At 61.8% G+C, this 14,681-nt stretch carries 13 protein-coding genes; 7 read left to right on the forward strand and 6 right to left on the reverse strand.

Annotated features, from left to right (window positions below; genetic code table 11):
- Positions 1-10: 10 nt before the first annotated feature.
- The 5 genes from LOY70_RS10680 to LOY70_RS10700 all read left to right on the forward strand — a co-directional run bounded on the left by LOY70_RS10680 (position 11) and on the right by LOY70_RS10700 (position 4,747).
- Complete coding sequence (locus LOY70_RS10680) at positions 11-679, forward strand: ABC transporter ATP-binding protein (RefSeq protein WP_123341859.1); 669 nt, start codon at positions 11-13, stop codon at positions 677-679.
- Positions 676-3,147, forward strand: coding sequence for an ABC transporter permease (locus LOY70_RS10685; protein WP_265036139.1), 2,472 nt, complete (start codon positions 676-678; stop codon positions 3,145-3,147). The genes LOY70_RS10680 and LOY70_RS10685 overlap by 4 nt, the downstream gene beginning before the upstream one ends.
- On the forward strand, positions 3,137-4,207 hold the full coding sequence (locus LOY70_RS10690) for a lipocalin-like domain-containing protein (RefSeq protein ID WP_265036140.1): 1,071 nt from the start codon (positions 3,137-3,139) through the stop codon (positions 4,205-4,207). The genes LOY70_RS10685 and LOY70_RS10690 overlap by 11 nt, the downstream gene beginning before the upstream one ends.
- Positions 4,208-4,272: 65 nt before the next feature.
- Complete coding sequence (locus LOY70_RS10695; protein WP_123341856.1) at positions 4,273-4,515, forward strand: hypothetical protein; 243 nt, start codon at positions 4,273-4,275, stop codon at positions 4,513-4,515.
- 31 nt (positions 4,516-4,546) lie between these two features.
- Positions 4,547-4,747, forward strand: coding sequence for a hypothetical protein (locus tag LOY70_RS10700; RefSeq protein WP_265036143.1), 201 nt, complete (start codon positions 4,547-4,549; stop codon positions 4,745-4,747).
- Positions 4,748-4,944: 197 nt separating this feature from the next.
- Here the strand turns inward: LOY70_RS10700 and LOY70_RS10705 are convergent, their stop codons facing one another.
- The 4 genes from LOY70_RS10705 to LOY70_RS10720 all read right to left on the reverse strand — a co-directional run bounded on the left by LOY70_RS10705 (position 4,945) and on the right by LOY70_RS10720 (position 9,893).
- Positions 4,945-5,463, reverse strand: coding sequence for an Hcp family type VI secretion system effector (locus LOY70_RS10705; RefSeq protein WP_123414363.1), 519 nt, complete (start codon positions 5,461-5,463; stop codon positions 4,945-4,947).
- Between the two features lie 299 nt (positions 5,464-5,762).
- Positions 5,763-7,139: a VOC family protein gene (locus LOY70_RS10710; RefSeq protein WP_265036146.1), complete on the reverse strand. Its 1,377-nt coding sequence runs from the start codon at positions 7,137-7,139 to the stop codon at positions 5,763-5,765.
- Between the two features lie 355 nt (positions 7,140-7,494).
- On the reverse strand, positions 7,495-8,424 hold the full coding sequence (locus LOY70_RS10715; RefSeq protein WP_265036147.1) for an alpha/beta fold hydrolase: 930 nt from the start codon (positions 8,422-8,424) through the stop codon (positions 7,495-7,497).
- 17 nt (positions 8,425-8,441) lie between these two features.
- A complete protein-coding gene (locus LOY70_RS10720; RefSeq protein WP_265036149.1) occupies positions 8,442-9,893 on the reverse strand; it encodes a flavin-containing monooxygenase in 1,452 nt (483 codons plus the stop codon).
- Between the two features lie 180 nt (positions 9,894-10,073).
- On the opposite strand from LOY70_RS10720, the gene LOY70_RS10725 reads away from it, so the two are divergent.
- Positions 10,074-11,159, forward strand: coding sequence for a diguanylate cyclase (locus tag LOY70_RS10725; RefSeq protein ID WP_265036151.1), 1,086 nt, complete (start codon positions 10,074-10,076; stop codon positions 11,157-11,159).
- Between the two features lie 94 nt (positions 11,160-11,253).
- Entirely contained in the window at positions 11,254-12,492 is a 1,239-nt protein-coding gene (locus tag LOY70_RS10730; protein WP_265036153.1) for a M20/M25/M40 family metallo-hydrolase, read from the forward strand.
- Between the two features lie 18 nt (positions 12,493-12,510).
- Here the strand turns inward: LOY70_RS10730 and LOY70_RS10735 are convergent, their stop codons facing one another.
- Both LOY70_RS10735 and LOY70_RS10740 read right to left on the reverse strand, forming a co-directional pair.
- A complete protein-coding gene (locus tag LOY70_RS10735; RefSeq protein WP_265036155.1) occupies positions 12,511-13,452 on the reverse strand; it encodes a YncE family protein in 942 nt (313 codons plus the stop codon).
- A gap of 372 nt (positions 13,453-13,824) precedes the next feature.
- Complete coding sequence (locus tag LOY70_RS10740) at positions 13,825-14,178, reverse strand: DUF6124 family protein (protein WP_265036157.1); 354 nt, start codon at positions 14,176-14,178, stop codon at positions 13,825-13,827.
- Positions 14,179-14,681 lie beyond the last annotated feature (503 nt).

The following is a 14,681-nucleotide window of genomic DNA, read 5'->3' on the forward strand; positions in this document are numbered from 1 at the left end:
GAGCTTTACCATGCTTGAGGTCCACGACGTCTTCAAAAGCTACACCACGCCGCAAGGCCCGTTGCCGGTGCTGCAGGGCGTCGACCTCACGCTGAAGCCGGGCAGCAGCCTGGCGTTGATGGGGGAGTCGGGCAGTGGCAAGAGCACGTTGTTGCACCTGGTCGCCGGTCTGGACAAGGTGGATCGCGGCAGCATTCGCAGCGGCGAGTATCGGCTCGACGGCATGAGCGAAAGCCAATTGGCGAACTGGCGACGCACGGAAATCGGCCTGGTGTTCCAGCAGTTCAACCTCATCAGCAGCTTGCCGGTGGAGGACAACCTGGCGTTCCAGGCGCGGCTGTGCGGCCGCCATGACCCTGCCTGGCAGGCTCATCTGGTGCAGCGGCTCGGGCTGAAAGACTTGCTGCGACGTTATCCCGAACAGCTTTCCGGCGGACAGCAGCAACGGGTGGCGCTGGGGCGGGCGCTGGCCTCACGGCCGCCGTTGTTGTTGGCTGACGAACCCACCGGCAGCCTCGACGAAGCCACCAGCGACGAGGTGTTGCAACTGTTGTTGGAATTGCTGGACGGCAGCCCCACCAGCCTGCTGATGGTCACCCACAGTCCCCGGGTGGCGGCGCGCCTGGCCCATCGCGTGGTGTTGCACCATGGGCGCCTGGCGCAGGTGGCCCAGGGGTGATGATCTTTCGCCAGACCCTCAAGGCGCTGCTCAGCCATTGGCGCCAGCACCCGGTGCAGTTCTTCAGCGTACTGACCGGGCTCTGGCTCGCCACCGGCCTGCTCACCGGCGTGCAGGCGCTGAACAGTCAGGCCCGGGACAGCTACGCCCGGGCCAGCCAGCTTATCGGCGGCGAACCCCAGGCCAGCCTCAGTGCGCCTGGTAGCGGCACCTTCCCTCAGCAATGGTTTGTCGACCTGCGGCGCCACGGCTGGCCGGTGTCGCCGGTGGTGCAAGCACGGGTGATGCTCAAGGGGCGCGAAGACCAGCGTCTGCAACTGATGGGCATCGACCCGGTGTCGCTGCCCCCCGGTGCGGCGCTGGCGGGGCAGGCGCGGGAGATCACCGAGGTGGTGGAGTTCTTCAGCGATCCGGGTCGCACCTGGATTGCTCCACAAACCTTGCAAGCCTTGGGGATGGGCGAGGGCGACCGGCCTCAAACGGTCGAAGGGCAATCCCTGCCGCCACTGCACGCCCAGGCGGACATGGCGCCGGGCGTGTTGTTGATGGACATCGGTTTTGCCCAACAGGTACTCGGGCTGCCGGACCAGTTGTCACGACTGTTGTTGCCCGCCACGTTCACTGCGGCGTTGCCGGAGGCGTTCAACGGCCGGCTGCAATTCAAGCGCGCCGATGAAGAAAACAACCTGTCGCGCCTGACCGAAAGCTTTCACCTGAACCTCGACGCCTTGGGATTTCTCTCCTTCGTAGTGGGGTTGTTCATTGTCCACGCGGCTATCGGCCTGGCCCTGGAACAGCGTCGCAGTCTGCTGCGAACCCTGCGGGCCTGTGGCATCAGTGCGCGGGTGTTGATCACCTGCCTGGCCCTTGAATTGGGCGCGCTGGCCTTGTTGGGCGGGATCGCCGGGGTGCTCAGCGGTTATTGGCTGGCGAGCTTGTTGTTACCCGATGTCGCGGCGAGCCTGCGGGGCTTGTACGGTGCCGAAGTGGCCGGGCACCTGAACCTCAGCCCGTGGTGGTGGCTCAGTGGCGTAGGCTTGAGCCTGTTGGGTGCGTTGTTGGCCGGGGCCGACAGCTTGCTGCGGGCCGCGCGCCTGCCTTTGCTGGCGTTGGCCAATCCCCAGGCCTGGCATGAGGCCCATGCGCGCTGGTTGCGACGCCAGGGTTGGGTGGCGACATTGGCGGCGCTGATCGCCGTGTCGGCGTTGATCTGGGGCGACAGCCTGGCCAGCGGTTTTGTCTTGATGACCAGCTTGTTGCTGGGGGCGGCGCTGGCCTTGCCGGTGTTGCTCAATCGCACGCTGAACCTGCTGGTGCGCCGCAGCCGTTCGGTGCTCGGGCAATGGTTTCTCGCCGATTGCCGCCAGCAACTGCCGACGTTGAGCCTGGCGCTGATGGCTTTGTTGCTGGCGCTGGCGGCCAATATCGGTGCCGGCAGCATGACTGCAGGCTTCCGCCAGACCTTCAGCAACTGGCTCGAACAACGGCTGAGCGCCGAGTTGTATATCAATCCGCAAACCCCGGCCCAGGCGGTGGAGTTGCACGCCTGGCTCAAGCAGCAACCGGCGATCACTGCCGTCGTGCCCATCTGGCAGGTATCGATCCCGTTGCAAGGCTGGCCGACGGATATCTACGGCATCATCGATCATCCCCACTATCGCCAGCATTGGCCGCTGTTGGAGTCGGCCATTGACGAGCCTTGGACACAACTCACCCACGCCGACACGCTGATGCTCAGCGAACAGCTGGCTCGGCGCCTCAAGGTGAGGATCGGCGACCCGTTGACTATCCCGACCCCCACCGGGCCGTGGACGCCGCAGGTCGTCGGGATCTATGCCGACTATGGCAATCCCAAGGGCCATGTGCTGGTCAATGCCGATCATTTGCGGGCGCACTGGCCGGACCTGACGCCGAATCGCTTTAACCTGCGTATCGAGCCGTCCGCGATGGCTTCGATACTGACGGTGTTGCAAAGCCGGTTCAGCCTGGACGACAGTCGCATCGTCGATCAGGCCCGGCTCAAGGGCTGGTCGACCCAAGTGTTCGAACGCACCTTTGCCGCTACCGCCGCCCTTAACAGCTTGACCCTGGCGGTGGCCGGGGTGGCGTTGTTCATCAGCCTGCTGACCCAGAGCCAGAGTCGCCTCGGGCAGTTGGCGCCGCTGTGGGCGCTGGGGGTGACGCGCCGGCAACTGATGTTGCTCAACCTCGGCCAGACCTGGCTGTTGGCGCTGCTGACCCTGGTATTGGCCTTGCCGCTGGGCATCGCCCTGGCCTGGTGCCTGGACGCGGTGATCAACGTGCAGGCTTTCGGCTGGCGGCTGCCGTTGCGGGTGTTCCCGTTGCAGCTGGCGCAATTGCTGGCCCTGGCGATGCTCGCCACGCTCCTGGCATCGGCCTGGCCGCTGTATGCGTTGTACCGCACGCAGCCGGCGGATCTGCTGAGGAGCTTTGCCCATGAAGATTAGAGTCGGCCTGATGGTGCTGGCGTTGCTCAGCGGTTGTGATGACTCGCCGCCGGCGCAAAAGGGCTTTGCCGGCCTCGGCGATCAGGCTGTGGCATTCACACCGGTGGTGCCCGGCCGGGTGTTCAGCTTTCCTGCTGACCACGGGCTTCATGAGGGCTTTCGCATCGAGTGGTGGTATGTCACCGCCAACCTCAAGGATGCCGAAGGGCGTGAGTTCGGTGTGCAATGGACGCTGTTTCGCAGCGCCTTGAACGCGGCTCCCCAGGCCAACGGCTGGCGCAACCAGACGATCTGGCTCGGCCACGCCGCCGTCACGTCCGCCACCGTCCACCATGCCGCCGAGCGTTACGCACGGGGCGGCGTGGGGCAGGCCGGGGTGCAGGCGACACCCTTCGAAGCCTGGATCGATGACTGGCGTTTTGGCACTCAAGCGTCAGGCGTCGACCCGCTGGCGGATATGCAATTGCAGGCCCGGGATCCGCACTTCAGCTATGCGTTGCGGCTCACGTCGACCCGCCCGCTGGTGTTGCAGGGCGATCACGGTTTCAGCCAGAAATCCGAACAGGGCCAGGCGTCGTACTACTACAGCCAGCCGTTCTTCCAGGCCAGCGGCCAACTGGAGATCGATGGCCAGCGCTACACGGTCAGCGGCCCGGCCTGGCTTGACCGCGAATGGAGCAGCCAGCCCCTGACGGCAAACCAGACCGGGTGGGATTGGTTCTCCCTGCACCTGGACAGCGGTGAACATGTGATGCTCTATCGCATGCGCCACAAAGAGGGTGAACCGTACCTGACGGGCACTTGGATCGATACCCGGGGCCAGGCGCAAACCCTGCACGCGGGGGAGATCAGCCTGGCGCCACTGGACACCGCCAAGGTCGCCGGGCGGTCGATGCCGGTGCGCTGGTCGATCAAGATCCCCGCCAAGCAGCTCGACGTCACCACCCAGGCCTTGAACCCCAACGCCTGGATGAACCTGCGTATTCCCTATTGGGAAGGACCGGTGCGATTGAGCGGTAGTCACGTCGGCAACGGCTACCTGGAAATGACCGGCTACTGAGAATTGCCGGAACTCCCCGCGAATCCAAGCCCTCATACCTTATGAATGCCTCGCAGGAGCCCGTCATGAGCGATGACCTCAAACCTCCGTCGCTGGCCGATTGGCAGCGGTTGTTCGACGACAAGGCCTATTGGCAGCAGTCCCCTGATGCACACTTCAGTGAGCTGATGCGGGTGAATGATGATCTGTTCGGCCTGGGCGCCATCGACTTGGCGCAGTGGCAAGATTTAAAAGCCAAGGCCGAGCAACTGCATCAGCGTTCCCCGGATGCCAATGTCGCTGAAGAAGTCGCCGACCCTGACGCCTGATCGCCAGGTTTGAAAATCCAAGGAGTTCGTCATGAAACACCGTTCCGATCAAACGCCGCACAACCCTGACGAGCCGGCGATGCCTGGCGAAGTGGAACGCGACAACGACGCCCTGCGCCCTAACGATCCGGCCAAGCGCAAACAGCAGCACGGGGACTCCGAGGCGGGAGAGACCGATGCGCAAAAAGCCGGACGGCATCAGTCGTCGATCATTTCGACTCCAGATGAATAATTATTTAACGGGGCTCGCGGAAATATCCTGCAAGTTCCACTAGTATTGTGCCGTTCGCCCAGTGTCAGGCTCTTTACCAGTGCATGGAATGCCGAGGCCGTCGCACTGGGCGAACACCTCTCAGGGGCAAGTATCCCCGTTCACTTCAATGCACATCGGCCAGCAGACCTGGCCGGTGCATTGATGAGACGCTCGAATTAACTGACGACCGGCGAACGCCAGTCATCGGAACCTGAGGTGCCACTGACTTCGTGGGTCCAGGTGATCTTGCGATACGTGAAGTGCACATCTTCCAGATGGGTGAAGTGCGCGTTTGCGGGATCCTGGCAATTGAGCATGAAGTCCTTGATCTCGACGATGAGCGCGTCCTCCAGTGTCGTGGTGTAGTAATGCTCCTGGGTCCCGGCAGCCGAAGTGCGGTACCACTGGATCTCGACTTTGGTCAGGCGTTCGCCGCTGGTCAGGGCTGCCAGCAGCAGTGGTGAAGCCTTGTCGAACACTTTGGTGATGATCATCGGCTTGTGTATGCGTTGACCGGTTGGCTGACCCGACTGAGGGTCGCGCGGGATCATGACCTGGTGCTCGAAGCCTTGCACCATGACCTGGTCTTCATGACCCTCTTGGTAAGTATTACCAACTGAGTCGGCTGTAAACGCGCCAGCAGTGATCAGGCCTTGCTTGGTGCCTTCGATGGACATGTAAGCGGGGGTAGCCAATGGATGCTCTCCTTCCTGGATAACTTAGGGCCTGGGACGGGGAATCGTCCCGAGGTGGCCTGACGGTTATCAAGAGCCGTGCCATCCAAGAAAAAAATATACAGTTCAAAGACTTAGGCTTCCCCTGGGTATGTCATTACCTCGGGCAGATAGAAATGCGCGCCAGGGGCCGCCCAGTGCAGTGCACCCTCTTGCGCACCGCACTGGCGCTACGGCCCTTCAGGCGCAACGGCCCGATTGTTGAGCTTCTCGGCAGATCTATAGCGCAACTTCTTACACGACCGACCTTCAGTCTGTTCCTACAGGCCCAACGCAGCCCTGCATTCATCGATGGAGCGCTGTTGCGTCTCGGCATACAGCCCCAACTCATCAATGGTCGCGCGCCCCAGCGCCTCTTCAAAAGCCTGGCGATTGGACTGTCCGGTATAGCGATTCTGGGCGGCATCGCCGAGGTTCGACTGGAAGATACCGGCGGCGCTGACCGGCAGGAAGTCTTCGTATACCAAGGGTTCGGCGCGCAGGTATTGCTGCTCCAGCAACTGTTCCAGCGAGGCTGTTTGCTCGACGGTGCCTTTTGCGGCGAGGCCCTTTGGCGTCACGAAATAGCGGAAGTAGGCCAGCGTCTGTCGACGCAGTTCATCGTGGTTGTCGGGGAATTGGGCAAAGTGTTCACCCATCAGCGTGTTGTAGCGTTCGGCGTTGGCTTCGTTGGGAAAATCCCCCAGCGCATCCCGTGCAGCGTTGAGCAATTGATCGTAGAGCGCGCGCCCCTTGGGCGTGAGGGCGGCGCCCCGTTGCTCGATTTCGCCAAAGCGGGCGCTGTGGCTGCCTTGGGATTGTGGTTGGTCGATGAAACTGACGGACTCATCGAGCGCCTTGAAACTGGTCTGGCGCAGCAGGATCGGGCAATGGCGACGGGGCGGGCCTTCGATCACGGCTTTGGGCGTGATGCCGTGCATGGGCATCTGGGCCTGGACGATGTCGATGTCCAGGGTACGTGGCGTCAGGTGATTGATGTGCGGCCCCTTGAAGGCCACCACGTCGGCGATCAAACGGTGTTGGCTGCTCAACTGCCGATACTGCTCGGCCGTGACCGTTGCGCTGTGGTGCCAGCGAAACGTTTCCAGCGCCTGTAGGACGAAGTCCTCGGCTTGTGGCGCCGTCAGGCCGCCCTGGCGTTCGGCGAGACCGATGAGTTCAAGTGCGGCGGGGGTAAAGATCTGCCGCTTATCCAGCACCGATTCGGCGAAGGCCCGAAGCTCGGTGTTTTCGATCAGCTCCAGGCGCAGCAGCGAGGTGAACACCCTGAACGGGCTGAGCTGCAAGGCGGTTTCATGCACGGCGCGAAATGCCGTGGAATGCACCGGCACCCCGGCCGGCGTGAGGTCGTAGTAGCCCACCGGCTGCATGCCCATGACCGCGAACAGGCGACCCAGGGTGGCCAACTCTGCGGCGGTACCGACGCGGATCGCGCCGTGGCGTTCGAGGTCCAGGCGCTGGAGTTCGCCGGTACTGCGCAGGTGTTCGGCCAATGACGGACTGTCTGCCAGCACCTGGGCATTGGTTTGCTCCACCAGCTTCATCAATGCGCCGTACAGCGGCACCTCGTCGCGGTACATGCCGGACATCGCTTTGGAGAAGCGTTGGCGGATCAGGTCGGGACTGACGAAGCTCATTGTGAAGGTTCCTGGTTCGGGCGGTGGGAAAGTTGAGCGAAAGATCGCAGCCTTCGCCAACGCCGACAAACGAAGAATCTTCAGGACTTCATTCTGCCAGGGACTGATCCAGCCACTCTCTGGCCATGGGGGAGTGGTAGTCCAGCTGGCGCGGATCGATCGTCCCCACGCTCCGCGTGGGAATGCCGCCTGGGACGCTCCGCGTTCCGCTTCTGGGAGGTGACGCAGAGCGTCACGGGATGCATTACCCACGCGGAGCGTGGGAACGATCAGAGCGAGGTCACCTCAGGCTGCTGCACCGCCCAGCGCGAGCAAGCCCTCTCGCCACCATTCATATGCTGAGTCAGGCAGCCGGTCATTGCCCCAACCCCTTGAGGAATTCGCGATACAACGCTGCGGTTTTCCCCGGTTTTTCAATCATGGGCAGGTGGCCGACCCCGTCCCAGATTTCTACCCGCAAATCGGCGATGCCCTTGCTCCACACGGGCACGCTGCTGACGTCGATCACCCGGTCCTGACGACCCCAGAGCAACAGCGACGGGGCACGGATGTCAGCCAGGTGGGGTTCCATCGGCGGGCTGGCGCGAAAGTCGCGGTAGATCTCTGCCAGTTCCTCCCGGCGCTGCATATAGCGCTCGGCCAATGCTGCCATCACCATGCTCGGCACCCAGGGCGGCGAGGCCATGGTCATTGCGTAGAAGGGCGTGAATTCCTCCCGTGAGTGCACAAGGGACGGGTTATGGCCGGCGGCGAGCTGGCGGTCCATGTCGCTGGGCTGGGGTGACGTGACGCCGGCCGGATTGAGCAGCGCCAGGGTCAGCACGCGTTCAGGCGAAGTGGCCGCCAGCCAAGCGGCGAGATGACCGCCCATGGAGTTACCGATCACATGGACCTTGTCCAGGCCACAGGCGTCGAGTAACTCGATCATCCGCCGGGCCTGGGTCGGGATGTCATAGCCGCCGCCGGCCTTGAAGCCGGTTTCGCCGTGGCCGGGCAGGTCGGGGATCACTACCCGGTAGTCGCCGACAAACTGCCGGGCAACGCGCAGCCAGAGTTCCTTGTCGCCGCTGTAGCCGTGCAGCATCAGGATACTGCCGGGAGCCTCATAGGGCCCGCCTTGCCAGGTCGACACAGTCATCTCGCTGATGGGCACGGTGATTTTTCGCAGCCGGTAGAGGCGTGCCTCCAGGGCCATGCTCGTGTCGTACAGCACATGGCCGATGCCTGGGTACGTCAACCAGCTCCAGGCGATGAACACAGCAAGAACCACCAACAACACCAGCATATTTTGCCCTCCATGGGTCACGAAAGAATGTGATCGGCCAGCCTGAGTCGACGGGTCAGACAGTGATAAGTGAAGCTGAAACCGGGGAACATCGCGATGACGTGGCCGCTTTTGCTTTGATACCAGCTGTGACACCCGCCGGATTTCCACACGGTGCGTTGCATCTCCCGGTGGATCATCTCGGTGTAGCGCTGTTCGGCCGCCGGCCGCACCTCGATGCTACGCAGGTTTTGCCGGTTCAGGGTGCGAATACAGTCCAGGATGTAGTTCATCTGTGACTCGATGATGAACAGCGCCGAGGTGTGGCCGCTGCCGGTGTTGGGCCCGGTCACGATAAACAGGTTGGGAAAGTCCGGCAGGCTGGTGCCCAGGTAGGCGCGCGGGTATTGAGCCCAGGCATCGCGAAGGCGCCTGCCGTTTTTGCCGGTCACCGGATAGGGGACCACCCCGTCGGTGGCATCAAAGCCTGTCGACCAGACGATCAGGTCCAACTCGATGTGTTGGCCGTCCCGGGTGAGGATCCCGGTTTCGTCGAGGGCGGCGATGCCTTGCTCTGGGCCATGCACGCTGACATTGGCCCGGCACAGGGCTGGATACAACGTATTGGACAGAATGACGCGCTTGCAGCCGATCAGGTAATCCGGGGTCAGTCGGCGCCGTAGATTAGCGTCCGGGACCTGGCGTTCCAACAGCTTCAGCGCCTGGCGTTGGACCATGCGCACCGCCGGCCGTGAGTACTTGAAGGCAAGCACCCGGGTTTCGAATTGCCAGTAGATCGACCAGCGCAACAGCGTGCGCACCGGTGCCAAGCGCAGCAGCCAGCGTTCGAAGCGGTTGAAGGTGTGATCGGGGCGCGACAACACCCAGTGGGGTGTGCGCTGGAACACGTGCAGGTGCTCGACTTCTGGCGCAATGGCGGGAATCACCTGGGCGGCGCTGGCGCCACTGCCGACAATGGCGACGCGTTTGTGGCGGTAGTCGTAGGCGTGGTCCCAGTGATTGGTGTGAAACGTCTTGCCCTTGAAACGTTCCCGACCTTCGAACGGCGGGATCACCGGTTGGCTGAGGGGCCCCGTGGCGTTAATCAGGAACTGTGCCCGGTAGATGCCTTTGCTGGTACGGACGCTCCATTGCCTGGCGGTATCGTCCCATTCCACCCCCTCGACATTCTCCCCCAACTGTACCTTGTCCCGCAGCTTGAAGCGCTCGATCACGTGTTGGGTGTAGCGGTGCAGCTCCGCCTGTCCGGCGAACATCCGGCTCCACGCGTAAGCGGCGAACGACAATGAATACAAGGGCGACGGTACATCCACCGCCGCGCCGGGGTAGGTATTCTGGCACCAGGTACCGCCGAAGAAATCCCGGCGCTCCAGGAGCAGGAAATCCTCAATGCCCTCCTTGAGCAGATTGACCGCCGCGCACTGGCCTCCAAACCCACTGCCGATGATCAACACCTGATAACTGCCCATGGACCTCCTTTCGGGTGGTTTGCTGATACCCCTTGTCATGTATAGCCAAAATCCAGGGGGAGCCCAGTTTTGGAAGAGAATAAATACCCCTTCATTCGGTAGTGGCTATTTGATGGTGCCCTGATAGACTCCAAGCAACCCCATCCCGATAACTTGGGAAACTCCGGTGCAGAGGCCCCTATGCAGAAAGCGGGAAAAAAGGGACGCACGCTCGCCAGGAGGCTCTATATATCTCGCATCCTGGGCTTGGCGCTGGGGATGCTGCTGGTCAGTGCTGCCCTTTATCCTCTCGATCCGCCGCGGTGGGTCTGGGTTTTCATGCTGTTCAATGGTCTGCTTTGGCCACACGTGTCCTATTTATTGGTCCGGCATCGCGCGGTGCCGTACCAGGCAGAACTCCTTAATTTACTGATCGATGCGTGTCTTGGCGGCTTCTGGGTCGCGGCGATGCAGTTCAACCCACTGCCTGCGGCGGTCACGTTGGCGATGATGGCCATGAACAACGTCGCCATTGGCGGCTTGCGTTTCCTGCTCGTCGGGGCGGTGGCCCAAGCGGCGGGCATTGGCGTAGGCATGATGATTTTTCCCCTGGCCAGCGTGCCCATGACCAGCCCGGCGCAGATCTACGCCTGTTTGCCTCTGTTGTGCCTGTATCCGATGGTGCTGGGTTGGTTCTGCTTTCGACAGGCCGACGCCCTGGGCCGGCAAAAGCGCGAGTTGCTGGCCCTGAGCCGTACCGACAGCCTGACCGGGTTGCTCAATCATGGCGCCTGGAAAGATCGGCTCAACGAGGAGTTCGAACGCTGCGGGCGTCACCCAAAAGACGGGGCTGGGCGCGGCGCGATTGCGCTGATCGACATCGATCATTTCAAAGCCATCAATGACACCTATGGCCATGTGGCCGGCGACATCGTACTGCGTCGACTCGGCAAAATGCTCAAGCAGAATCTGCGCGCCGCCGATGTCGCTGGCCGGTATGGCGGTGATGAGTTCTGCGTGATTCTGCCGGACCTGACACTGGCCAACGCCGTGCAGGCCATGGACGGCTTGCGCGAGCGCTTCGCGATGCTCGGCTACGAGCAGAACCCGGCGTTGAAGGTGAGCCTGAGCATTGGCCTGGCGGCCTTCGACCCGGACTATGACGACGCGACCCTCTGGCTCAATGATGCCGACCTGGCGCTTTATGAAGCCAAGACCACGGGGCGCAACCGGGTCACTTGCTACCGGCCCCGACCGGTGTTGGAGGCGTCGGCCATTCCCCTTTGAGGCGATCAATGAGCGCCTGCGGTCTAGAGCCTTGGGTCATAGTCGGGTAGGGTTGCCCAGGCACTCTCTCCCGATACGGAACAAGGATGAACCCATGACGATTACCCCGCTTCGCTCCCGTCTGGCCGTCAGTCTCGGCCTGAGCCTGGCCCTCGGCGTCTTCGCCCCCGTTGCTTTCGCACAGCCCCATCAACAAGTCCTGAGCGGCGCCGAACAGTACAAGGGCGAGGCCCTGAAACTGCTCGAGCGGCTGGTGAACATCGACTCCGGCTCAGGGTATGTGCCGGGGTTGACCCAGGTCGGCGACATAGCCATCGACGAATTGAAAAAGCTCGGCGCTACCCTCGAGAAGGTGCCTAATTCCGACGGCACCGAACATATCCTGGCGACCTTCAAGGGCACCGGTAAGGCGAAGATCCTGCTGATGGCGCACATGGACACGGTGTTCAAGGAGGGCTCGGCCGCCGAGCGTCCCTTCCACATCAAGGATGGCCGGGCCTATGGGCCGGGGGTGATGGACGACAAGGGCGGCATCGTCGCCGGGATCTACGCCTTGAAAATCCTCAAGAACCTGGACTTCAAGAACTACGCACAGATTACTTTCCTGCTCGACGCCAGCGAAGAAACCGGCACGGATGTCGCCACTGACCTGATCAAGAAAACCGCCAAGGCCCATGACGTGACACTCAACCTGGAACCGGGTCGTCCGGCCGACGGTCTGGTGGTCTGGCGCAAGGGCAGTGCCACGGCGCTGCTGGAGGTCAAGGGCAAGGCGGCGCACGCCGGTGTCGCGCCGGAACTGGGACGCAATGCGGCGATGGAAGCCGCGCACCAGATCCTGCAACTGGGCAAGCTCGGTGATGCGCAGAAGAAAACCACCATCAACTTTACCGTGCTCCAGGCCGGCGACCGAACCAACGTGATCCCCGACAAGGCCAGCGCCAAGGCCGATGTGCGGGCGGCGGTGCCGGAAGAATTCGACCGCATCGAAAAAGACCTGGCCCGCGTGTCGCAAGACAAACTGATCGCCGACACCGAAGTCACCACCAGCCTCAAGCGCGGCCTACCGCCGATGCCACAAACGGCTGAATCGGATCGTTTGATGGTCATGGCCCAAGGCATCTATGGCGAGCTGGGGCGCAAGCTCACCGAAGAAGGCAGCGGCGGCGCGGCGGACGCCAGTCTGTCGGCCGGGGTTGGCACGCCGACGCTGGATGGCTTTGGCATCGTCGGCGGCAACATTCATACGCCTGAGGAATATGCCGAGGTTGAGAGCGTGGTGCCCAGGATTTATCTGCTGTCGCGGATGATCATGGAGTTGGCTAATCGATAGCCGATTGCGCGTTCTACCCTAGGCACCGGCTATGTCCGCCACGACCACGCTCCGTCTGTCGTCTTCGGTAATACAGACGCGTTTGCCATTCGCCGAGATGGCCATGGAGTGTGGTTGTATTGGGGCGATGAGGCTTACGTCAACGACCTCGTAAGTGCCGGTGTCCACTGTTTGCAGGGCGCTCCATTGTTGCCCGCTCTCGCTGCGGCTGAGTAAGTAATAGGCACGATCACCTTGGGGGCTTAAATGGATGTGCTTGCCTCCTGCCTTGAGTGCGTGTGTCTCTTCTGTCGCCGTGTTTATCACGGCCGTTTTGGTCGCGGCGGCGATGTAAAGCAAACCGTTTTTCCATACGGTTGAATCCCGAGCGAGGTTCTCAATGGGGTATTCCATCGGCGCGATGACTTGGTTGGCTTGGGTGTCGATACGCCCGATTAAAGTGCGGTTTTGGTTGAGTACGAGTGGGAAAAAGCCCCGGCGCCCGATCGGGTCGATGGCAATGTTTGTCGGTAGATTACCTGCCTCGATTGCAAGGGTCGTGATCAGCACGTCCTGGTTGGTATCGATCACCGCGATTTGGGCCATATCGAACTGCCCAGCGCGGGGGCACGTCACATAGGCTCGCCCGTTGGTCGGGTCGGTCGTGATCTGCCTTAGTGCAACGTTAATGTCTATTTCGCGGATGACTGCGTTTAAGTCGGTATCAATGACAAGAACCGCACGACTGTCGAGGCTGGTCACATAGCATCGGTTTCTGCTCTCATCGAACGCTGTATACGCAGGCCGTGGCACCGCCGGGATATTTGCGATGACAACGTTATTCACGGTGTCGATCATCGACACACTACCGAGACCAAAATTGCAAACAGCTGCTCGACTGCCGTCAGCGCTAAGCGCGACGCCACGAGGCCTGGCACCGTCTGGGAGGGTAATGGTTGAGTATTTCATGGCGTTCGTCATGGCAATGGTCCTCAAGCAGGGCGATGCTGGGTTCGCATCACGCTTGAAGCGGGCCGCTAATTGCTTCAAGCCAGCGATGCGCTGTCGCAAGCACAGAGACTGTCAGCAGGCGTTTGAGCTGGCTACTGTAGGATCTGACAGGTCGAGGAGATTTACGACGTGCGGTGGGCTTGGGGCTGAGCCATACGAGGCGAGGGAACTTGCTCCGTTCGGCTGCGAAGCAGTCGCAAACTGGCTGGCGGGATCATTCCCACGCTCCGCGTGGGCATGCCGCCAGGGACGCTCCGCGTTCCGCTTCTGCACGGTGACGCAGAGCGTCACGGGGATGCATGCCCACGCGGAGCGTGGGAACGATCAACTGATCGAACGCGGTTAGCGTGGATCGACGTTATCCAGCGCTCGGTTTGCCAGCAATCCACTCAGCTCGATCAGCTGCTGGATGCCCAGGGCCACGTGCCGCTTGGAGCCTTCCAGGTCAAACGCCAGGTCGCTGACCATGGCATTGGCCGAGGCCAGGGTTTCGCTGAGGTTGGCGAGCAGGGACTCGGTGTCGATGCCGTTGACCACCGTGAACAGTTGGTTGGGATCGGCTTCGGGTTGGGACGGTTTGGGATTGAGGTAATAGTCGAGGGCGCGCTCGGCGGCTTCGTCGAGTTTTTGGGTGTTGGTTTTTTTGCGTGGTGAAGTCGGATCGGTGTCCGGCGGGTTAGGTGTTGGTTTGAACATGGATGAAACTCCTTGGTAAATGGAGCCGCACCTATTGCTACCAAACATTAGGTGGCGGCTATACGCAGGTTGGTAGACCGGGTACCAAGGCAAACCCAGCGCGCCACAAGGGCGCCCCGCGCACAGCCGCCATAACAAACCTGCCGACGAAAATCGCCAACGGCTGTATTTGACGGAGCTGTGCGCCTTAGTTTTACCCGGGCTACCAAACCCGATCGCTGATTTGTCAGCGACCGGAAAACGATAAAGCCGGGCCTCCAGGCGCACAAGCCGGCGGATTCTGGCGTAGTTGTAGGCAATGGCGCAAGGCGGCGGAGCTTGGTCCTACATCGAAATCAGCGGGATAAACACCAGGCTCTTGTGGCGAGGGGATTTATCCCCGCTGGGCTGCGCAGCAGCCCCTAAAGGCGCTACGCAATCTATCTGATATACCCGTTGTCAGGTTTTAGGGCTGCTACGCAGCCCAGCGGGGATAAATCCTCTCGCCACAAGGGATGTGTCCG

It is taken from the genome of Pseudomonas sp. B21-054 (genome assembly GCF_026016345.1).
Classification (GTDB): domain Bacteria; phylum Pseudomonadota; class Gammaproteobacteria; order Pseudomonadales; family Pseudomonadaceae; genus Aquipseudomonas.